At 33.8% G+C, this 19,485-nt stretch carries 21 protein-coding genes; 7 read left to right on the top strand and 14 right to left on the bottom strand.

Annotated features, from left to right (window positions below):
• Window positions 1-112: 112 nt before the first annotated feature.
• The 3 genes from ACTF54_RS03815 to ACTF54_RS03805 form a co-directional block, all read right to left on the bottom strand.
• Window positions 113-583, bottom strand: coding sequence for a DUF192 domain-containing protein (locus tag ACTF54_RS03815; RefSeq protein ID WP_438968793.1), 471 nt, complete (start codon window positions 581-583; stop codon window positions 113-115).
• On the bottom strand, window positions 576-1,517 hold the full coding sequence (lgt, locus tag ACTF54_RS03810; protein WP_438968792.1) for a prolipoprotein diacylglyceryl transferase: 942 nt from the start codon (window positions 1,515-1,517) through the stop codon (window positions 576-578). The genes ACTF54_RS03815 and lgt overlap by 8 nt, the downstream gene beginning before the upstream one ends.
• A 68-nt stretch (window positions 1,518-1,585) precedes the next feature.
• Window positions 1,586-2,140 carry a thioredoxin family protein gene (locus tag ACTF54_RS03805; protein WP_347195968.1) on the bottom strand — a complete coding sequence of 185 codons (555 nt, stop codon included), beginning with the start codon at window positions 2,138-2,140 and terminating at the stop codon, window positions 1,586-1,588.
• A 205-nt stretch (window positions 2,141-2,345) separates the two neighbouring features.
• On the opposite strand from ACTF54_RS03805, the gene ACTF54_RS03800 reads away from it, so the two are divergent.
• The gene (locus ACTF54_RS03800; protein ID WP_347195967.1) at window positions 2,346-2,645 is read left to right on the top strand and encodes a phosphoribosylpyrophosphate synthetase; all 300 of its coding nucleotides are present in this window, start codon (window positions 2,346-2,348) and stop codon (window positions 2,643-2,645) included.
• The gene (locus ACTF54_RS03795; RefSeq protein WP_347195966.1) at window positions 2,645-2,977 is read left to right on the top strand and encodes a tRNA-binding protein; all 333 of its coding nucleotides are present in this window, start codon (window positions 2,645-2,647) and stop codon (window positions 2,975-2,977) included. The genes ACTF54_RS03800 and ACTF54_RS03795 overlap by 1 nt, the downstream gene beginning before the upstream one ends.
• Window positions 2,978-3,056: 79 nt before the next feature.
• Here ACTF54_RS03795 and ACTF54_RS03790 read toward each other — a convergent pair whose 3' ends face one another.
• From ACTF54_RS03790 to ACTF54_RS03780, 3 genes are all read right to left on the bottom strand, one after another.
• Window positions 3,057-5,585, bottom strand: a complete 2,529-nt coding sequence (locus tag ACTF54_RS03790) for a M14 family metallopeptidase (protein ID WP_438968791.1) — start codon at window positions 5,583-5,585, stop codon at window positions 3,057-3,059.
• Window positions 5,586-5,666: 81 nt separating this feature from the next.
• Window positions 5,667-6,050 (bottom strand): PUR family DNA/RNA-binding protein, encoded by a 384-nt coding sequence (locus tag ACTF54_RS03785; protein ID WP_438968790.1) that lies wholly within the window; start codon window positions 6,048-6,050, stop codon window positions 5,667-5,669.
• A 211-nt stretch (window positions 6,051-6,261) separates the two neighbouring features.
• On the bottom strand, window positions 6,262-8,019 hold the full coding sequence (locus ACTF54_RS03780) for an ABC transporter ATP-binding protein (protein ID WP_438968789.1): 1,758 nt from the start codon (window positions 8,017-8,019) through the stop codon (window positions 6,262-6,264).
• Between the two features lie 138 nt (window positions 8,020-8,157).
• On the opposite strand from ACTF54_RS03780, the gene ACTF54_RS03775 reads away from it, so the two are divergent.
• The 4 genes from ACTF54_RS03775 (at window position 8,158) to yajC (ending at window position 11,196) form a co-directional block, all read left to right on the top strand.
• On the top strand, window positions 8,158-9,261 hold the full coding sequence (locus ACTF54_RS03775) for a Glu/Leu/Phe/Val family dehydrogenase (protein ID WP_347195962.1): 1,104 nt from the start codon (window positions 8,158-8,160) through the stop codon (window positions 9,259-9,261).
• A gap of 129 nt (window positions 9,262-9,390) precedes the next feature.
• The gene (gene nusB, locus ACTF54_RS03770) at window positions 9,391-10,326 is read left to right on the top strand and encodes a transcription antitermination factor NusB (protein WP_438968788.1); all 936 of its coding nucleotides are present in this window, start codon (window positions 9,391-9,393) and stop codon (window positions 10,324-10,326) included.
• A 78-nt stretch (window positions 10,327-10,404) separates the two neighbouring features.
• The gene (locus tag ACTF54_RS03765; protein WP_347195960.1) at window positions 10,405-10,878 is read left to right on the top strand and encodes a DUF1573 domain-containing protein; all 474 of its coding nucleotides are present in this window, start codon (window positions 10,405-10,407) and stop codon (window positions 10,876-10,878) included.
• A gap of 15 nt (window positions 10,879-10,893) precedes the next feature.
• Window positions 10,894-11,196: a preprotein translocase subunit YajC gene (gene yajC / locus ACTF54_RS03760; RefSeq protein ID WP_438968787.1), complete on the top strand. Its 303-nt coding sequence runs from the start codon at window positions 10,894-10,896 to the stop codon at window positions 11,194-11,196.
• A 64-nt stretch (window positions 11,197-11,260) separates the two neighbouring features.
• On the opposite strand, the gene ACTF54_RS03755 is transcribed toward yajC, so the two are convergent.
• The 7 genes from ACTF54_RS03755 to ACTF54_RS03725 all read right to left on the bottom strand — a co-directional run bounded on the left by ACTF54_RS03755 (window position 11,261) and on the right by ACTF54_RS03725 (window position 17,349).
• Complete coding sequence (locus tag ACTF54_RS03755; protein WP_438968786.1) at window positions 11,261-11,752, bottom strand: SRPBCC family protein; 492 nt, start codon at window positions 11,750-11,752, stop codon at window positions 11,261-11,263.
• Window positions 11,753-11,817: 65 nt separating this feature from the next.
• Window positions 11,818-12,789 (bottom strand): energy transducer TonB, encoded by a 972-nt coding sequence (locus ACTF54_RS03750; protein ID WP_347195957.1) that lies wholly within the window; start codon window positions 12,787-12,789, stop codon window positions 11,818-11,820.
• 2 nt (window positions 12,790-12,791) lie between these two features.
• Window positions 12,792-14,024, bottom strand: a complete 1,233-nt coding sequence (gene pepT / locus ACTF54_RS03745; RefSeq protein ID WP_347195956.1) for a peptidase T — start codon at window positions 14,022-14,024, stop codon at window positions 12,792-12,794.
• A 110-nt stretch (window positions 14,025-14,134) separates the two neighbouring features.
• On the bottom strand, window positions 14,135-14,578 hold the full coding sequence (locus tag ACTF54_RS03740) for a hypothetical protein (RefSeq protein WP_438968785.1): 444 nt from the start codon (window positions 14,576-14,578) through the stop codon (window positions 14,135-14,137).
• 201 nt (window positions 14,579-14,779) lie between these two features.
• Window positions 14,780-15,202 carry a hypothetical protein gene (locus ACTF54_RS03735; RefSeq protein ID WP_438968784.1) on the bottom strand — a complete coding sequence of 141 codons (423 nt, stop codon included), beginning with the start codon at window positions 15,200-15,202 and terminating at the stop codon, window positions 14,780-14,782.
• Between the two features lie 69 nt (window positions 15,203-15,271).
• The gene (locus ACTF54_RS03730) at window positions 15,272-16,699 is read right to left on the bottom strand and encodes a CCA tRNA nucleotidyltransferase (protein ID WP_347195953.1); all 1,428 of its coding nucleotides are present in this window, start codon (window positions 16,697-16,699) and stop codon (window positions 15,272-15,274) included.
• 2 nt (window positions 16,700-16,701) lie between these two features.
• Window positions 16,702-17,349, bottom strand: coding sequence for an L-threonylcarbamoyladenylate synthase (locus tag ACTF54_RS03725; RefSeq protein ID WP_438968783.1), 648 nt, complete (start codon window positions 17,347-17,349; stop codon window positions 16,702-16,704).
• A gap of 187 nt (window positions 17,350-17,536) precedes the next feature.
• Between ACTF54_RS03725 and ACTF54_RS03720 the strand changes: the two genes are divergently transcribed.
• A complete protein-coding gene (locus ACTF54_RS03720; protein WP_347195951.1) occupies window positions 17,537-18,658 on the top strand; it encodes a glycosyltransferase family 4 protein in 1,122 nt (373 codons plus the stop codon).
• On the opposite strand, the gene ACTF54_RS03715 is transcribed toward ACTF54_RS03720, so the two are convergent.
• Window positions 18,653-19,444 carry a glycosyltransferase family 2 protein gene (locus ACTF54_RS03715; protein ID WP_347195950.1) on the bottom strand — a complete coding sequence of 264 codons (792 nt, stop codon included), beginning with the start codon at window positions 19,442-19,444 and terminating at the stop codon, window positions 18,653-18,655. The two genes, ACTF54_RS03720 and ACTF54_RS03715, sit on opposite strands and share 6 nt — an antisense overlap.
• Window positions 19,445-19,485 lie beyond the last annotated feature (41 nt).

Here is a 19,485-nt window from a genome sequence, read left to right as displayed (position 1 = left end):
ACCTTAAATAGCACAAGTCTGTAGACCTTGATTTAACTTATAAAAACCTAAACTGGCAAATTTTATAATTACCTTTTTTGAACTTATTCAATTATTTGTTTAATAAATCTCATTACCAAGCAATTCTATCACCTTCCTTCAAGCCCCATTTCTCTACCATACCAGATTTTACTTCAAGAACATATTGAGCAGCACCTTTACTTTCTAATAAGGTTTCATCTTTAGGTTGAGCATTCAAAGAGTAACTATCCACAAGCTTGTTTGCGGTAATAAAAATGATGTCTAATGCAACATCCGTGTTTTTCATATAAAAATACCTGGGTATTGCTTCATTAAAAACAAACAACATTCCCTGGTCTTCTGTTAGCTCGTCGCTATACATCATACCTAATTGAACAGAATAATCGGTATCTGCTAGTTCTACTTGTAAAGACTTTATAGTGTCATTATGTTTATTGATCAATTGCAAAGTAGCCTCTGTCTTAAAAGACCAATCTCGTGAACGCATCTCGTTCTCTTGATTAGGTTTACAGCTAGTTAATAGGCCGTAAAAAGCAAGTGCAATTAACAAATATCTAGGCATTTGAATTCTTTTCGACAGGTCTAAAGATTAAATACAACCCTAAGATGATAAATGGCACACTTAATAATTGTCCAGTATTAAATTGAATGCTTAACAATTCAAAAGCATCTTTAGTTGTTTGGGGTTCTTTAATGTTTTCTATCAACAACCTAACGGTAAATAGCAACACAAAAAACATACCTACTAGAAAGCCAGGTTTCTTGTATTTATCTGTCTTCCAGTAAAAATAAACTAAGATTAAGAAGACACCTACGTAACAAATTGCTTCATATAATTGTGCTGGATGTTTGAAAGGAATATTAGCTAGTAAATCTGCATATTGAGGATCATTAACTAGCGCTTCTATGGCGTTATCAGTATCACTTACCCCAGTTGCTCTTATAGCATCTCTAACTTTTTCATCGCCTAAATCTCTTACAAATTTAAAACCAGCAAAAAAGTCACCGCTTTCTTTACCGTTAATTTCACTATTCATTAAATTACCCAATCTTACAAATGTTCCTCCTATAGCACTAGGTATAACAATGCGATCCAGCATCCATAAAAACCTACCTTCTAAATGTTTGCGACTATAAAAAAACATGGCGATAATAACACCTATGGCAGCGCCATGACTAGCCATGCCAGCAAAACCGGTAAATTTGAATGGAGAAAGTTCAAACGGTAGAAATACTCTCCATGGATCAGTTAAAAAAGTAGATGGTTCATAGAATAAAAAGTGTCCTAAACGCATACCTATTAGCATACCTATAACCGTATACATAAAAAGTGGATCTAGTTTTTCTGCACTTATACCTTCACGTTTAAACATCTTTTTCATGAGGTATAAACCAAAGACAAATGCAATTACATAAGTAAGACTGTAAAAATGTAAAGTAAAAAAGCCTAAATCAATACCTTCTAACGGATTCCAGATCACTTTTAGTGAAAACATATGTTCTATTTTGATAAGTTGCTAAATTACATTTTATCGCTTAAAATATCGATTAGTTCTACATTCAATTACTTCCATTTAATATTGCAACCTATACTAGGCTTTTGTGGCTCAGGAACTTTTTTGTTTCCCAGTATAGCATCCATTGATTCTCTTAAAGATCTTCCTGTTAGTGGAATGCCGTTTCCTGGTCTTGAATCATCTAATTGACCTCGATATACTAGGTTTAAACTAGCGTCAAATAAATATAGATCAGGCGTGCATGCAGCTGCATAAGCTTTTGCTACTTCTTGTGTTTCATCGTACAAATATGGGAATGGATAATCTTCATTATCTGCATGTTGTTTCATTAATTCTGGACCATCTTGTGGGTAATGAACTACATCATTACTCGATATAGCGATAAAATGAAAACCTGTAACACGATAATCATTTGCCACTCGCACTAACTCTTCATTTACGTGAACAACAAAAGGACAGTGGTTGCATATAAACATTACCACAGTTCCTTTAGGACCTTTAAGCTGATCAAGGCTCATCCTGTTGCCGCTTACAGTATCTAATAAGTTGAAATCGGGAGCTTTTGTTCCCAGTGGTAACATCGTAGAAGGTGTTAAGGACATAACTTTTTATTTATAAGTAGTAAAAGTAGCGGTTTTGTTACGCTTTCGCGAAAGCGAGACCACAACAATCTCTTTACTACACTTATTTGAGTAACCTAGATGAAACTATCATGAAGAATTTTGTAATGTCATAGTTTTTAATGCTAATGTTTTTTTAAACGTTCTTTAAAATCGCTTGACTTTTTTAAATTTAAAATAAAAAATTATGAAAAAAGGTTACGACTCATTATCTCTTGCGATTGAAGATTTACAAAGTGAAGGATATTCTGTTAATTTTGATCTAGTAGAAGATGGTGTACACTCTAAAGATTTAAAAAAGAAATGGGAAGCAGGTGACCTAACGGTAGATCAGTTTTTTAGATTTGAAGGAATGACAAATCCTGGCGATAATACTATTTTATATGCTATTAGCTGTGAAAGTGGTGAAAAAGGATTGTTAGTAGATAGTTATGGTGCAGATGTTTATATATCTCCAGAAATGATTCAAAAACTTAAAATGAACTGATGAAGCTTTCATGGGATGACTTTGAAAAGGTAGAAATGAGAGTAGGAACCGTTCTTACAGTAGGAGACTTTCCTGAAGCTAAAAAACCTGCGTACCAACTACAGATCGATTTTGGACCTATAGGTATCAAAAAGACTAGTGCCCAAATCACAAAACGCTATGATAAAAAAGAACTAGTAGGTAAGCAAGTTATTGCAGTGGTGAATTTTCCTAAAAAGCAAATAGCTAATTTTATGAGTGAATGTCTTGTTTTAGGCATTGTTGGAGAAGACAATGATGTCACTCTTCTTCAACCAGATACAAACGCAAAAAATGGAGACCGAGTAGGTTAGCAATTTCATATATCATCATAAAAAAAAGCTTTTGAAAGAATATTTCAAAAGCTTTTTTTTATCATTGACTATTTACCATTTACATCTCTTTAGCAAAGAAAATAGCGTTCATCAATAACTTGTTAGTTCCATACCAGAAGGCTCTAAATTGAGTGTTATCTGTAAATCCTATGACATCGCCTCTTCCATAATTGTTATGTTGAAACGGTACGGTATTTTTCAATGTTTCTAAGTTTATGCTAGAAATATAGCCACTCATCAACGGACTATTTGTATACGTTATAGGGTTTTTAAAAGAGTCTTTGTTAGGTTTTACAAAAAGTGTTGTGTTCCTAAACATAGGTAATTGGTCGTCTTTAAAACCAAAAGCAATAGGATGACTGCGGTCCAACTTTGTTTCAAAAATAGCACCACCTATTCTCTGCGCTCCATAAAAATCATTGCGCTGTTCAAAAGTGATGTTCTTAGTAGGGTTCTCAGTTCTTTTAAATTCAAGAGGTAGTAATTTAGAACTACTCATCCATCTTAATGCGCTGCGATAACCTATTAAAGTACCACCTGCTCGAGTCCATTCTTTTAATTGATCCATCACTTCGTTTTCTGGGCTTCCATAGGTTGCAGGAACAATGATGGTGTTGTATCGAGATAAATCTTTACGATTAATATCCTGTAGATCTATTTTAGTAACAGGAATATCATACTGTTGATCCATTAAATGCCAGATTTCTCCTACGTCAGATGGATTAATACCTTCACCTACTAATAGAGCGATTTTTGGTTGTTGAATATCTCTAAATTGTCTTGATCCAAGATCGATTCCTTCTGTAAGGCCTGTATCAACAGGTGTAAATTTCACCTTATTATCAGACTGTAATTTCCCTAATAATACTCCTAATTCTTTACTATCTATATTTTGACCTTTCACAGGAATAAGAATGGTGCCATAATCATAGTTTATTCCATTGATGCTGAATTTTTTCATCGCAACTTTGGCTCTTAAGTCTTTTGATAAAATACTATGTAATACCTTAGGAGTAAGATATTCATTCCATGGCATTAAATAAGCATAGTCTGATAATTGAAAAACATCATAAGAGTTAATTTTATTAGAGCCCAAATTCTCATTTAATTTTAGTGGCACAGAGTCACTCAAACTAGCATCTTCATCATAATCCATATCAAAAGCTAGTGGAAATGTCCACGCACTGATATCATAAAACAAACTGTCTTGAAAAGTCGTGCGCTTTTCAAACATCGCATTGATCAATCTTGAGTTCTTTTGGTTTTTTGGAACGATGTAAGCATATCCTTTTTTATAATTCTTGCCATTTTTAGAAATATCGTTTTTAAGAGAACGCACCTCTATGTTATGTTTTAATAAAATGTCAGCAAGGGCACTTGTTCTTCCAGCGTCCATATGATCACCAAAAATGATAGCGCCATCTCTTACTTCTTTTTTAGCATCTTGATAAAACTTATTTTGATAATCAAGTATTTCTTTGCGCATGCTCGTTGCTGCTTTTAATGTGCTCAAAGCTGCGGTGAATTGATTTCTAACTGTAAAAGGAAATGTCAATACGCCATTATCAGAGTTTTGTGCATGACCTCTAGAACTAGCTTGTTCAAAAAGAATTCCTATAGAACCATTAATATCTGGAAAAGTAGATCCTTTTCCGTAATAGAAATCGTCGTAGTCTTCTTCTGTATAGTAAAGAGAACCTATTTTATCAAAACCTTCTGCGAGATAGTTTCCTATTTTTTTGGTTAGTTTTTGATTCATCGCAGGTGTTAAAGGATGTGTTCTCGATGGTATTCCTGGCTGAAAAAAGAACGTAGAATTAGTTCCCATTTCATGATGATCGGTAAGAATATTAGGCAACCATTTATGAAAAGTCTCTATGCGAGCTTGCGATTCTGGTAATTGTACTGGCAACCAATCTCGGTTCATATCAAACCAGTAATGATTAGTTCTTCCACCAGGCCAGGTTTCATTATATTCTCTATCGTAAGTATCTGGATTTATATTTTTACTCTTGTTTTGATTCACCCAACTTGCAAAACGCTGTAGTCCATCAGGATTTAAACTTGGGTCTAAAAGAATTACTGTATTTTTTAATAAAGCTTCTATTTCTGGACCTTGAGCAGCGGCAAGATGATAAGCGAGAAGGAGAGAAGCGTTTGAACCACTAGGTTCATTTCCATGTATAGAAAAACCTTGATAAACGACAATAGGCGCATTAGAGTTATCTACTTGATCTTTATCGGTCGCAGCGACATGATCTTTTCTTATTTGATCTATGTTTTTGTGGTTTTCTGGACTCGTTACTGTCAGTAAATAAAGTGGTCGTTCTTCATAGGTCGTTCCACGATTTTCAATAGTAAATCGATCAGATTTATCTGCAAGAACCATCATGTACTGTACTAATTTATCATGAGTAACATGCCATTTCCCAGGCACAAATCCTATAATTTCTTGAGGTGTAGGAATATCTGAATTATAAGATACTGTTGTAGGTAAATAATAATCTAAGGTTGGATCAACTATAGTTTGTGCTGGTAACGCTTTCGCGAAAGCGAGAACCAATAAAAGTAAAATCACTTTTTTCATAATTTGTATTTCAGTGTGGAAACCTAAAAATAAAAAAAGCCTTTCAAGTAGAAAGGCTTTGGGTAAATTTTAAGGTCTCAATTATATGTCTTCAAAATTGATGTTTGTAAAACTAGCAGGATGATTAGGCTCTGCAGCGTTATCTGAGGCAGGAGTTGGTTCATCCTTTTTAAAATCTGATTGATGACGGTCAGAGATAACTTCTCCACCTTTTTTTTCTATAATGAAGTCTGTAATCTCCTTTAATGTATCACCGAATTCTTGAAAATCTTCCTTATACAAATAGATTTTGTGCTTCTTGAAGTGAAAGCTGCCATCATCATTTGTGAATTTTTTACTTTCTGTAATCGTTAGGTAATAATCGTCGGCCTTTGTGGCTCTTACGTCAAAGAAATAAGTACGTCTTCCTGCTCGCACTACTTTTGAAAATATCTCTTCTTGCTCTTGGTAATCTCTATCGCTCATGTTCTTTAAGTAGGATTTGATATTACCAAAAATAGAAAAAAAAGGTATAAAGAAAAGGTAAATATGATTTAATGTAGTAAGATGTTGTTTTATAGCTTATTAGATAGTGTGTTAATTAAGTGGTGTTCTTAGAAGTTTTAAGAAATGGGTATCAGTTAAGGATCTGGTAATAGTATGTTAGCTTTCAACTAAATAGAATGAAACTCAAAACCTATTTTTCTTCTTCCTTGAGCATTTGATTTGCAAAAAGTTCTGCATAATAGCCATTGTTATTGAGAAGGGATTCGTGGTTGCCTCGTTCAATGATCTTACCATTATCGAGAACGATGATTTGATCTGCATTTTTAGCACTACTTACACGATGACTCACGATGATAGTAGTCGTGTCCTTAGTTACTTTTTTAAGATTGTTTAAAATCTTTTCTTCAGTCTCTGTATCCACTGCGCTTAAACAATCGTCAAACAGGAGGATTTGAGGTTCTTTAATTATGGCTCTAGCAATAGAAACGCGCTGCTTTTGTCCACCACTTAAAGTGATTCCTCTTTCTCCTAGAACAGTTTCATATCCCTTTGTGAAATTTGCAATGTTTTTATGAACCACGGCATTTTTTGCGGCTTTTTCTATTTCTTCTTGAGTGGCATCTTTTTTACCAAATGCTATATTGCTTCCTATGGTTTCAGAAAACAAAAATGCATCTTGCGGCACATAACCTATAGCAGACCTCAAATTATCCAGATTTAAATCTCTTATTTCTCTGTTATCTACTTTAAGAGATCCGTTTTCAATATCATAAAGTCTACCTATTAATTCTAGAATAGTAGATTTACCGCTTCCAGTTTTACCTAATATTGCTAATGTTTTACCAGCTTCTATTTCAAAAGAAACATCTTTCAAAGCATGAATATTAGTGTCTTCATAAATAAAATTCACGTTATTAAATGAAATGCTACCTTGAATAGGAGTCGTTGTTTCCTTTAAATTTTTGATGGTAGGATCAATATCTAGGAATTCGTTAATTCTTTTTTGAGAGGCTTCTGCCTGCTGGATCATGTTTGTTACCCATCCTACAATAGCAACTGGCCAGGTAAGCATGTTTACATAAATCAAAAATTCTGGAATGGTACCTACTTCAATCGTTCCGTCTATAACTTGTTGACCACCTACATATATGACCATAATATTACTTAAGCCTATAAGTAATACCATCAATGGGAAAAACAATGCTTGAATACGTGCTAAATCTATATTTTTATCTTTACTATCATTTGCAACTTGAGTAAACTGCTCTGTCATTAAAGGTGCAAGATTGTACGCTTTTATGACAGAAATACCACTAAAGGACTCTTGAGAAATTGTGTTTAAGTTTGACAAGTATTCTTGTACAAGTGTAGATCTTTTATTGATCTCTCTACTAATTACATATATAGCTACAGATAGTATAGGCAATGGTATAATGGTATAAACAGCTAATGATGGTGCCGTATTGATCATCGCAGGTATCACTACTGCAAATAGAGTCAACATGTTGATACTATACATGATTGCAGGACCCATGTACATGCGTACTTTAGAAACATCTTCACTGATACGATTCATTAAATCGCCTGTTCGATTTTGTTTATAGAATCCTAATGATAAACGTTGATACTGTTGGTATACCACATTTTTAAGGTCATATTCTAAGTGTCTTGATACTACAATGATTAGTTGACGCATTATAAATGTAAGTACTGCTGCTAATAAGGTAGATCCTAATATGTAATAAATGTAGATCGTAAGATCGTCACCTATGGTTTCCTTTTGCGCTTCAGTTGCACTGCTGTATTCATTAAGAAGATTGATTATTTTACCTACATATTTTGGTAAAATAAGTGATAGAACACGAGATATTATAGTTACAATTATTCCTCCTATAAGTTGCCATTTGTATTTGGCAAAAAGTTTATTGAGCTTTTTAAGTTCTTTCATTTAAGATAAAATTTCCTTTTGGAAACTATTATTATGTTTAGTGCGTAAATTAAGCATGGTAAATTGCCAAATCCCTAAAATGAAGTTATTTTTGCACGCTTTTTAATAACAAATCAAAAAGCCACTAAACACTCTTTTATGTCTCAAGAATTTGACTCATTAGAACAATTAGTTCGTCAAGATCCTGTATTCGGTCAGGTATCTTTTGATGATCATGAACAAATCGTTTTTTGCAATGACAAAGATACAGGATTGAAAGCCATAATAGGTATTCATAACACAGTATTAGGTCCAGCATTAGGTGGTACACGTATGTGGCAGTATGAAAATGAATGGGCTGCACTTAACGACGTATTGCGCCTGTCTAGAGGTATGACGTTTAAAAGTGCTATCACCGGATTAAATTTAGGTGGTGGAAAAGCGGTGATAATAGGTGATGCAAAAACACAAAAAACACCAGAATTGATGCGCAAATTTGGTGAGTTTGTGCATTCTTTAAGCGGTAGATATATCACTGCAGAAGATGTAGGAATGACTACTGAAGATATGGATACCGTAAGAGAGGTAACACCTTATGTAACAGGAATCTCTCAAGATAAAGGTGGTGCAGGAAACCCTTCTCCTATTACCGCTTACGGTGTGTTTATGGGTATGAAAGCTGCTGCAAAATTCAAATATGGCACGGATGTCCTTGAAGACAAAAAAATCTACGTAGAAGGAATAGGTAATGTAGGAGAAACTCTTGTAGAGTATTTAACACAAGAAGGAGCTGATGTGGTTATTTCAGATATTAATCAAGACAGACTAGAAGAAGTACGTGATAAATATGGTGCTACAATTTATGGTGGAAATGATTTACATTCTGAGAACATGGATATTTATGCTCCATGTGCATTAGGTGCAACGATTAATGATCAAACGATAAATAAAATCAGGGCAGAGATTATAGCAGGTGCCGCAAATAATCAACTGGCAGATGAGGTTAAACATGGTAAGCTTTTACAAAATAAAGGTATTGTTTATGCACCTGATTTTTTAATCAATGCTGGAGGAATTATCAATGTTTATGCAGAATTAGAAGGTTATGATCGTACAGAGATCATGAGAAAAACAGAGAACATCTATACAACAACTATAGAGATTCTTAATCGTGCAAAAGAATCTGGTGTCACTACTCATAAAGCGGCATTAGAAATAGCTCAGGCTCGTATTGCTTCTAGAAAACACGAACATCAAGGGTAATACTGCTTATTAAAGCAGTATTTTTACATGTTTTAGATTATAAAATTAGATTACAAGTTATTATAATTCCGCTTTCGCGAAAGCTAACCACAAAACTAGCCACGTTTAAGCAACAAATAAATCGTTCTTATGCTTACCAGAAGACAGTTACGCATCAAAGTTATGCAAGCAGTTTTTTCTTTTCAACGTCAACGTCCAGATGATTTAAACGATCTTGAGAAGTTTATTAACTCGAGTATGACACAGTCGTATACCTTGTTTCTTTACATGACTCAGTTATTGATTAAAATTCATGAAGTTGCGGTCGATAAGCATACTAAGAAGCAACAAAGAATTTCTAAAAGTGTAGAACACAATCCTTCTAGACAACTTATTGATAACAGGATTCTATTAAAATTAAGAGAAAGCCAGGATATCAAAGATGCTTTACAGCAACGCGATTTAAATCCATGGCATCTAGATTCTAAATACGTAGAGAATTTATACTTCAAAATCCAAGAAAGTAAAACTTTTGTAGTGTATGCTATGGATGAAGAGCCTTCTTTGAAAAAAGATCTTAAATTCTTAACTTATATCTATGAGGATATTATAGCGCCTAGTGATGAGCTATTAGATTATCTGGAGGATATTAACATTACATGGACAGATGATTATCCCCTTGTAAACTCTACCATGATCCAGTTTTTAAGAAAAGTAAAACCTACTAGAGATGTAAAACTTCCAGATTTATTTAAGGATCAAGACGATGCAAAGTTTACAATGAGTCTGTTTAGAAAAACCATTCTTAATATAGATGAGCTCGCAGGACGTATTGAAGAACGAACTCCTAATTGGGATAAAGATCGTATCGCCCAAATAGATCTAGTCCTTATAATGATGGCACAGGCAGAATTCCTTTATTTTTCTGATATTCCAGTTAAAGTGACGCTTAATGAATATCTAGAAATAGCCAAAGATTATAGTACACCTAAGAGTGCAAATTTCATCAATGGTATTCTAGATAACCTCTTGAAAGAATTTGAAAAAAATGACCAGCTGCATAAGATGGGTAGAGGATTAATCTAAATTGTTAATTGAATTGTCTGAAATAATGTTTTTAAGTATTTTTGTATCACATTTTTAAGAAATTTAAAATAAAATAAAATGAAAAAATTAGTTTTAATGGTAGCTGTTGCAGCTACAATGGCTTTAACTAGCTGTAACGAGAAAGCGGAATCTGCTACTATCGACCAAGCAAACCTTACTGCAGCTGCTGCAAATAAAGAAGTTGCTGGTGATTTTCCTGAAATGACTTTTAATGAGACTGAATTTGATTTCGGTACTGTAGAAGAAGGTACAGTTGTAGAACACACTTACACTTTTAAAAACACCGGTAATGCGCCACTTATTGTTGTAAATGCAAAAGGTTCATGCGGTTGTACAGTACCTACATGGTCTAAAGAGCCTATCGCTCCAGGTGAAGAAGGGACAATGTTAGTTAAATTTAATACTAATGGTAAACCTAACGCACAGACTAAAACAGTAACAATAAAGGCTAACACAGAATCTGGTACTGAGTCTATCCGTATTAAAGGTTTTGTTACTCCTAAGGCTAAGGCTACGACGCCTAACGCATAAGGGATAACTTTGTCTATGGATACTAATACGATTATAAATTTTGCGCCGTATGTATTGATTATAGCAGTCTTTTATTTTTTAATAATGAGACCACAATCAAAAAAGCGTAAAGAAGAAAAAGAATTTGCAGACTCTCTTAAGGTTGGTTCTAAAGTGATTACTACAAGTGGTATTCACGGTAAAGTAAATCAAATCAATGCCGATAAAGGTACTGTGATGATTGAAACAGGAGCTGGTAAAATAGTCTTTGAAAGAAACGCAATAAGTGCAGAACTTTCAAAGAAACTTAATGAGACTGCAATTAATAAAGAAGATTAAGAACAGCGAGCAATGTTCATTTATAAAACCCTTGAGAAATCAAGGGTTTTTTTGTGTACTTATTTCAAAAAGTAGACTTCATTCCTGGCAGCTTTTTCCACCTGCCATCTTCAGCGACTTGTTTCAAAGTATGATTTCTTTGTTCTAACAATTGTGTCATGTATTTCTCGAGAAATAGAAAATCGGCTAATTTTCCTATAATCCCTAATGGTGAGGTGTAATCAAAAATATCTTTCATGAGCGTAGAGTCATCTCCTAATTTTTCAAAGAAATGCTCATGTTTAAAGTGTTTAAAAGCACCTTTTACAAGCTCGTCTGCAAAATAGTGATGTGGTTCTACATCTGTAATTAAACTGGTAAGTTCTTGAGTTACTCCTAGATGTTTTGCTCGCCAGGTAACCGTTTCTCCATTTTCTACTAATCCTGTAGTTCTTCCAGCAACAGCTTTCTCATTAGTATGTTCTAGAGATAAAATATGCAGGTCTATACTGCGCGCCAGGTCAAAAACTATTTCAATTGGAGCATTTACAGTTGTGTTAAGATGTAGTTGTGGCATTTAACTATTTAAAAATGATTATATACTTCTCTTTTTAAGATGTCATGATTAGTGTAAAACTGTAATTAACAGTCATTACATTCTCTACTTTCCATCGCGTATGGAATACTGACCGTTGACTTAATTTTCACACCTCTTTCCAGAGCTGGATTCCACTTTGCCTTCATGTTTTGGATAGCTTTAATCGCCATTTCATCAGGACCTTTTCCCATTCCGTTCATGATTCTAATGTTATCTATACTTCCATCTATGTTCACATCAAAAAGGATTTGAAAAGTAGTTCTATAATCGTTCTTTTTTAAATCTATTTGTTCATAGTAGTAATTTATATTGTAAAAAAGTTTGCGAATATATTTTTTGATGCCTACAACCGGTTCGGCTGGTTTAGAATATTCATTGTAGGAATAACTAGTTCCATTTTCATATCGTTTACCAGATTGTATTTCACCATTTTGATAAACTTCTTCATAAATTAAAACGCCATTTTTATAAGCTTTCCATAATCCGGTAGCTTTATGGTCTTTATAATTACCGCTTAGGCTGTCTATATTTTTATCATTTCCTACATACGCTCCATTAAAGGGGCCTTTGCCTTTTGCTATTCTTAAAGTCCCGTCATTATCTTTTTTAAACTTATAATTGAATGGCATTTCACCTGGACGCGATTTATTATAAGAATAACTTTCCATAAGATGTCCATTTGAATTATAGGTCGATAAGAAACCTACTATGCGGCCGCTGGAGTAGTTGATGTACCTCATTTTATTACCGTTAGAATAAAACCATTGCCATGTTCCTGTGCGGTAAGAAGTTCTTTGCTCTAAATAGCCTTTAGAAAATAATTGATCGTTGCTCTTATAAAAAGTCTCTTCTTTAATCAATGGTGCATCGTCATCAATTTCTTTGATTCTATAGAAAATGGCAGCAGTAGAATCTATAACTTCTTTCCTATCGTTATCTAGCCAAATTTTGTCTTGAGCAGCACTGATTAAAGTAAAGCAGAAAATAAAAGACAAGGTCAATAATTCCTTCATCATAATTACTTTTTTATAGCTACTAACTCTGCTATTCTTATTATAACTTCTGTGGCTTTAATCATGCTTTCTACAGGAACGTATTCATAAGGTCCGTGAAAATTATGTCCACCGGCAAAAATATTGGGACATGGCAGTCCCATATAGCTTAATTGTGATCCATCAGTACCGCCGCGTATAGGTTTTATTAGTGGTATAATGCCTAGATCTTTCATTGCTTGCTCTGCCACATCTACAATATGCATAACTGGCTCTACTTTTTCACGCATATTGTAGTATTGATCTTCAATTTCAATACTTACCGCTTTACGATCGTACTGCTCATTAATGGTGTTCACTAGTCTGCGCATCACGTCTTTGCGAGCTTCAAAATGACCTTTATCATGATCTCTGATGATATAATGAAGTTCTGTTTTTTCTACCGCGCCATTCATGTTGTGTAAGTGAAAAAATCCTTGATAACCTTCTGTATGTTCTGGAGTTTCCATTCTAGGAAGTGAGTCTATAAACTCTTGTGCTACGTACATAGAATTGATCATCTTTCCTTTTGCATATCCAGGATGTACAATTTTACCATGAAAAGTAACTACAGCGCCTGCCGCATTAAAATTCTCATATTCCAGTTCACCTATCTGGCTACCATCCATAGTATAAGCCCAGTCTGCGCCAAATTTTTCTACATTAAACTTATGTGCGCCACGTCCTATTTCTTCATCAGGAGTAAAACCTACCTTTATAGTACCATGTTTAATTTGTGGATTTTCAATCAGGTGTTTCATCGCCGTCATGATTTCTGTTATGCCTGCTTTGTCGTCTGCCGCCAGTAGGGTAGTACCATCTGTAGTGACGATGGTTTGTCCTTTGTAAAGTTTCAAATCCTCAAAATAATCTGGAGATAAAACTAGATCAGATCCCTTTAACAGAATGTCACCACCATCATAATCTTCAATAATTTGTGGTTTTATATCTTTTCCAGTAAAATCTGGCGTGCTATCAAAATGTGATATAAAACCTATTACTGGTACCTCATGGTCGAGGTTTGATGGCAACGTAGCCATGATATAAGCATTTTCATCTATCGTAACATCGCTCATTCCCATCTCTAGGAGCTCTTGATGTAATTTACGCGCTAGATCCCATTGTTTTTCGCTACTAGGTGTAGTGTCACTATTAGGGTCAGACTCTGTGTCTATGGTGATGTAACTTATAAAACGTTCAAGAATATCTTGCTTTTTCATAGATTGTAAATTGTTTTGTAAAGATAGTGGTTGGTTTCGCTTTCGCGAAAGCGAGAGCACTAAAAACCTTTACACTTGTTTAAGATTTAATTTTTGATAAATAAAAAAAATTACCAACCGTTGTTATAGCAAGAAAGAGGATTGTAGGATCTATGAAGAGCTGTGTTTCTGTTAGCCTCAAAAAAAGCCGGATTTGTAGAGCGAAACTCACGTGCAAAATCATCGTTGCCGTTTAATTGAAAACCAGATTTTCTATCGTTACTTTTAAATCGCAGTCTTCTGTAATCTGTATTAGAATTAGGTGTGTAAGGTTTAGGCTGTAATAGTTGAGATTCGTTGAAAGCAGCTACCATATCTATAGTTTTTGCTCCTGGCGTGACAGAGAAACCTGTGTTAGGATTTACAATTTTACTACTATTTAAACTAAGGGTGATATTAATTTGTGGCGCTGGTAGAAGAAACAAATTATAACCATCTAATTCATCAACATCTGGATTTTGTGCAAGTAACAAACTTGATATAAATAATAGAAAAAGAGTTGTTTTGATTTTCATATTTCTAAAAATAAATCATGTTAATGAAATGTGCAAATAAAACCTACTCACATTACTTTGTGGTGATTAGAACAACTTATCCTAGACTAGTCTGACTTTTTATTAAGGTCTTTTTTCAAAATAGGTCTGAATAATAATATCGTTATAAAGTTTTATAAAAAAATTCAAAAGGTAACTTTTGTAAACATTATATCGTGTTATCTAAAAAATAGGATCTGGAGTGAAGTTGTAAAAAGCAGTTCCCATCACACTATTGCGATTTGCCTCAAAAAAAGCAACGTTATTGGTTTTGGCATTTGCAAAATCTTGGTCAAAAGCTCCTAGAAAAAATGTTTGTCTATATACATTTTGCTGGGTAGGAAATTCGTGCTGAGGCACTAATAGTGGTAATTGTTTAAAATTAATCTGATCATTCATTATGGTTGATTGAACATTAACTTCTGGAGATTTATAGACGTAACACTTTGCAAAAAACTCAAGATCTGCAATGGATGTGGTAGGTACAAAGTTAATTTCACAAGAAAGATCTGTTGAAATGGGCGTTTTAAGTAGCTCCTGCTGCGCAAACGCAAAGCCGCTTATCATCGTAAAAACAAATAACAAAGTAAACTGAGAAACTTTCATAAACACATCATTTTAAAGTGATTAAATATACTTTTTTTTTAAAAATGATTATGTTAAAACAGTCTGAAATTATTTAGGTGTAAGCCCTATGCTGATTCCTTTGCTGATCATAAACTCATAAGCGGCATCGTGTTCATTAGGAATCACACCGTCTAATATAGAGTCTTTAATGGCCATTTTGATCTGTCCTATTTCACGGCATGGCTTTAAATCAAAAGCTTTCATAATCTCTTCTCCTGTAACTGGTGGCTGAAAATTGCGCACATGATCGCGTTCTTCTACTTCAACAATTTTATCTCTTACTTGTTGGAAATTATTATGATACTGTTTGAATCTACGAGGGTTTTTTGTGGTGATATCTGCTTCACAAAGTGTCATCAAGTCTTCTATATATTCTCCAGCATCATGGACTAGTCTTCTTACTGCGCTGTCTGTTGCTGTTTCATCAATGACTGCAATAGGACGTGAAGACATGCGTACCATTAATTGCACGAATTTCATCTTTTCATTTAAAGGCATTTTTAATCTTTTGAAAAGATGATAAACCATTTTAGAACCTTTGAACTCGTGCCCATGAAATGTCCAGCCTACTTTTTTACTAAAACGTTTTGTAGGTGCTTTTCCTATATCGTGTAATAAAGCGGCCCATCGCAACCATACATCTTCCGTATTGCGAGAGATGTTATCTACTACTTCTAGCGTGTGGTAAAAGTTGTCTTTATGTTTTTGACCTTCCACCTCTTCAATTCCTTTTAAAGCAATCAATTCTGGCATGATCAATTGAAGTAATCCTGTTTTTTCTAAAAGTAGAAAACCGAAAGAAGGCTCGTCACACATCATTATCTTATGAAGCTCTGTAACAATACGTTCATTAGATATAATTTTTAATCGATGTGCATTTTTCTTAATGCTTTGAAAAGATGATGTTTCTATTCTAAAACCTAATTGAGCAGCAAATCTGATGGCGCGCAACATTCTCAAAGGATCATCACTATAGGTAATATCTGGATCAAGAGGTGTGCGTATGATTTTTTTCTCTAAATCTTTCATCCCGTTAAAAGGATCTAGTAATGCGCCAAAGCTATTTTTATTTAATGAAAAAGCCATTGCATTAATAGTAAAATCACGACGGTTTTGATCGTCTTCTAGAGTACCGTCTTCTACAACCGGTTTGCGGCTGTTGCGATCATAACTTTCTTTACGAGCGCCCACAAATTCTAATTCTAGATCGTCTGTTTTTACCATTGCGGTACCAAAATTCTTAAAAACAGATACTTTAGTGCTGTGAGGAAGAAGTTCTTCTACTTTTCGCGCAAGCGAGATACCACTTCCTACAGCAACTACATCAATATCTTTTTTTTGACCACGTTGTAAGAAAAAATCTCTTACATATCCACCGATAACATATGCTGGTAGTTCTAACTCTTCGGCAGCTTGACTCAAGGTTCTAAAAACGTTTTCTTGAATCGCTTCAGGATAATGTGTTTTTTGATCCATTTTTACTCGCGTATAATTTTTATGATACCATTGCTTGAAATCTTCATGATTGAAGAAGGCTTTATGTTTTTATGGACTAAAGGAATATCCATTACATGATCGACCCTTGAAATTAATTCTTCACCTATATCAGCAAAGTGAACTGGGGTTTTATGCTTATTTAAATTTGCACTAGTAGATACGATAGGTTTACGCAGTTTCTTAATAATGGATCTACAAAGTGGATCGTTAGTAACTCTAACAGCTAGAGTACCATCTTCTGCGATAACGTTTTCTGCTACATTTTTAGGCCTGTCATAAATGATAGTCAGTGGTTTTTTATTCACTTTTAAAACTTCCCAGGCCATATCTGGAACGTCTTCTATGATAGAATCTAACATTTGAAAACTATCTATTAAAACGATAAGAGGCATCGATTTATCGCGTCCTTTTATATCGTACAACTTTTCAATTGCATCAAAGTTAGTAGCATCGCAACCTAATCCATAGATAGTATCTGTGGGATAAATGATGGAGTTTCCTTTTTTTAATTCGGCAACTGCAACATTAATCGCTTCACGAGGTAATTCTACTTCGATTTGCTTTTCTTTACTAGGTTTACGACCTCTTACCTGGTCTCTTCTATTCTTTTTACGATCACTATATGCCATAGGACGCAAAATTAAGGTTTCCAGCTTTAATACCTACTTAATTTTATACATCACTAACGGATTTATTGAATACTGTGGATCATTGTTATTTATTTTTATGTTATTAGTATTCATTTTATAGATCATAACCTTGCTTTAATGAATAACTATTAACTTTGAAAATCAATCAATTAAAAATCAATCATTTTTGAAAGTATTACATGTTAATGGAGCAACGGGCTATGGAGGCAATGAGCAACAGTTGATGGATATTACAGTTAAACTGTCTGCACTAGGTGTAGATAACGCTGTTTTTTGTGCTAAAAACAGTGTTCTTTCTAGCTTTTATCGAGATAAAGTTGAAGTAACTTCTTTTGAAGCTAGAGATCGAAAATTTAAATCTACAGTAAACCGAAAGTTCTTTAAAGAAACAATTCTAGCTTTTAAGCCAGACATAATCCACTTGCATAATAGTAATTCATTATCTCTTTTTATTTATACCTATCTCCTATCAAAATTAAATATTCCAGTAGTGTTTTCTAAAAAAGGCATGGGTAGTAGTATGACTATGTTGAGTAGGCTCAAGTATAATTTTAGATTAATTTCAAAGATCATCTGTGTTTCTTCTACAACTCTTAACGCTATGAAAGCTAGTGTTATGTTCAAGAAAAACATTGATAAATTAATTGTGGTTCCCGATGGGGTAGACACAGAAAGACCTGTTGAGAAACAATCAAATTATTTTTCGGGCATTCAAAAAGACGATGCTAAAGTTTATATAGGGCATGTGGCAAATCATAATCAGGCTAAAGATATCCCTACACTTCTAAAAGCAATTCACTATTTAGTTTATGATTTAGGTTTCAAAGATTTTAGATTAGAACAATTAGGAAAAGAAAAAACAGGTTTTACAGTAGGTATAAAAACTTTAGTTACAGAATTAAAGATAGGCGATTATGTAACATTTCACGGATTTATTAAAGATGCGATAGAAACATTTGCTTATATGGATATAGTCGTGGTCTCTTCAAAACGAGAAGGTGGACCTTCATCACTTCTAGAAGCTATGAGTATTAAAAAACCTGTTGTTAGTACAAATGTAGGGATTGTTCCAGAAGCTATTATCGACGGTGTAACAGGATTTATTGTACCGATAGGAGATTTTAAAATGTTAGCTCAAAAATTGCACTATTTGTGTTTAAATAGCAATAAAAGAAAAGCATTTGGTCTTTCAGGATATGATCATTTTAAAGAATATTTTACTGCTGAAAAAAGTGCTCTAAAAACTTTAGACGTTTATCATAGTGTACTTAAAAAGAAACAATCATAAATATTGATCCACACCTTTACTAGCATAAGTATTTCCAGAACGCTCCATTTGTTTTTCAATTTCTAGATTTAAGTGCACCTGGCTTTTATCTTGTTCTTTATGATAGATGTGGTAAACTATTCCTTTGTGTTTAATGCGTTTTCCTAAAACACCATTATTGATCATACGTTGAATGAGTTCACTATCATCAATTCCCCAGCCTATCAATTCTTCATTAAAACCATTTACCGCAATAAAATCTGTTTTCCAAAAAGACATGTTGCAACCACGTAATTTCTTTGATCTTTTAGTTTCTAATTTTGCTCTATTTGCTAAAAATGGTAACCGTAATGTTCGATTTCTTTTTTTAATTCCAGAGGAGAAATAATTAAAGTCTATCTGTTTATTTTTAAATAGTTGCTCTAAATATGTCTTTTGAATATTTACACGACTACCAAATAGATAAGTATTTGATTGAGCCATTGAAAGATGATCTTTGATAAAATCTTTGTGAAGGATGATATCTCCATCTATTTCCACTATATACTCGTATCTAGCTTTTGCAATCGCTTTATTCATAATCGCCGGCTTTTGATTACCATTATCTTTATGCCAGATATGTATGATTGGTACGGGAAAGTTTTTTTGATATTTTTGAATTAATTCAAGTGTTTTTGATGTAGATCCATCATCAGCAATGATAACTTCGTTAGGTAGTACACTTTGTCGTTGTACGCTTAAAAGCAATAATTCTAATGCTTCGGGCCAGTTGTAAGTAGGCGTAACAAGTGAACAATTTATAGACATAGGTGTTTATTGTTTACTGCAATAATAAGTAATTATAAGCA

Source organism: Nonlabens sp. (assembly GCF_965657255.1).
GTDB lineage: Bacteria > Bacteroidota > Bacteroidia > Flavobacteriales > Flavobacteriaceae > Nonlabens.
This window is presented reverse-complemented; position numbering and strand designations above follow the sequence as displayed.

Bases quoted from the DNA above. Each gene is read 5' to 3' on its own strand.
- ACTF54_RS03750 (WP_347195957.1), bottom strand. From the start codon at position 12,789: ATGATGAAGGAATTATTGACCTTGTCTTTTATTTTCTGCTTTACTTTA.
- ACTF54_RS03785 (WP_438968790.1), bottom strand. From the start codon at position 6,050: ATGAGCGATAGAGATTACCAAGAGCAAGAAGAGATATTTTCAAAAGTA.
- ACTF54_RS03735 (WP_438968784.1), bottom strand. From the start codon at position 15,202: ATGAAAGTTTCTCAGTTTACTTTGTTATTTGTTTTTACGATGATAAGC.
- ACTF54_RS03805 (WP_347195968.1), bottom strand. From the start codon at position 2,140: ATGTCCTTAACACCTTCTACGATGTTACCACTGGGAACAAAAGCTCCC.
- yajC (WP_438968787.1), top strand. From the start codon at position 10,894: ATGGATACTAATACGATTATAAATTTTGCGCCGTATGTATTGATTATA.
- lgt (WP_438968792.1), bottom strand. From the start codon at position 1,517: ATGTTTTCACTAAAAGTGATCTGGAATCCGTTAGAAGGTATTGATTTA.
- ACTF54_RS03715 (WP_347195950.1), bottom strand. From the start codon at position 19,444: ATGTCTATAAATTGTTCACTTGTTACGCCTACTTACAACTGGCCCGAA.
- nusB (WP_438968788.1), top strand. From the start codon at position 9,391: ATGCTTACCAGAAGACAGTTACGCATCAAAGTTATGCAAGCAGTTTTT.
- ACTF54_RS03775 (WP_347195962.1), top strand. From the start codon at position 8,158: ATGTCTCAAGAATTTGACTCATTAGAACAATTAGTTCGTCAAGATCCT.
- ACTF54_RS03755 (WP_438968786.1), bottom strand. From the start codon at position 11,752: ATGCCACAACTACATCTTAACACAACTGTAAATGCTCCAATTGAAATA.
- ACTF54_RS03765 (WP_347195960.1), top strand. From the start codon at position 10,405: ATGAAAAAATTAGTTTTAATGGTAGCTGTTGCAGCTACAATGGCTTTA.
- ACTF54_RS03730 (WP_347195953.1), bottom strand. From the start codon at position 16,699: ATGGATCAAAAAACACATTATCCTGAAGCGATTCAAGAAAACGTTTTT.
- ACTF54_RS03725 (WP_438968783.1), bottom strand. From the start codon at position 17,349: ATGGCATATAGTGATCGTAAAAAGAATAGAAGAGACCAGGTAAGAGGT.
- ACTF54_RS03740 (WP_438968785.1), bottom strand. From the start codon at position 14,578: ATGAAAATCAAAACAACTCTTTTTCTATTATTTATATCAAGTTTGTTA.
- ACTF54_RS03790 (WP_438968791.1), bottom strand. From the start codon at position 5,585: ATGAAAAAAGTGATTTTACTTTTATTGGTTCTCGCTTTCGCGAAAGCG.
- ACTF54_RS03795 (WP_347195966.1), top strand. From the start codon at position 2,645: ATGAAGCTTTCATGGGATGACTTTGAAAAGGTAGAAATGAGAGTAGGA.
- ACTF54_RS03815 (WP_438968793.1), bottom strand. From the start codon at position 583: ATGCCTAGATATTTGTTAATTGCACTTGCTTTTTACGGCCTATTAACT.
- ACTF54_RS03780 (WP_438968789.1), bottom strand. From the start codon at position 8,019: ATGAAAGAACTTAAAAAGCTCAATAAACTTTTTGCCAAATACAAATGG.
- pepT (WP_347195956.1), bottom strand. From the start codon at position 14,024: ATGAAAAAGCAAGATATTCTTGAACGTTTTATAAGTTACATCACCATA.
- ACTF54_RS03800 (WP_347195967.1), top strand. From the start codon at position 2,346: ATGAAAAAAGGTTACGACTCATTATCTCTTGCGATTGAAGATTTACAA.